At 53.0% G+C, this 236-nt stretch carries 1 pseudogene; it reads right to left on the bottom strand.

The annotated features are described in order from the left end of the window. Nucleotides 1-236, bottom strand: a pseudogene (locus Q4528_RS16075) (hypothetical protein); the annotation flags it as partial.

Here is a 236-nt window from a genome sequence, read left to right on the forward strand (position 1 = left end):
TAACTAAACGGTGAATGGCCACCAGCATTGGCGTAGCAACATCATCGGCATATATTTGATCGCCGCTCAGCATTAACACGCTCGGCCAATCCTCAACTGAGTGTTCGGCTAAATGAGCGTCTGCCCTGACTAAACCATCGGCACTAGGGTGATGGGGTTTTCGACAAGAACCGTGAAGCATATTTTTCACCGCACCCGGCACGATAAAGCCCGGCAGGTTGCGCGGTGGGTACACC

Origin of the sequence: Staphylococcus pasteuri (assembly GCF_030547725.1) — a bacterium.
GTDB classification, from domain to species: domain Bacteria; phylum Bacillota; class Bacilli; order Staphylococcales; family Staphylococcaceae; genus Staphylococcus; species Staphylococcus pasteuri.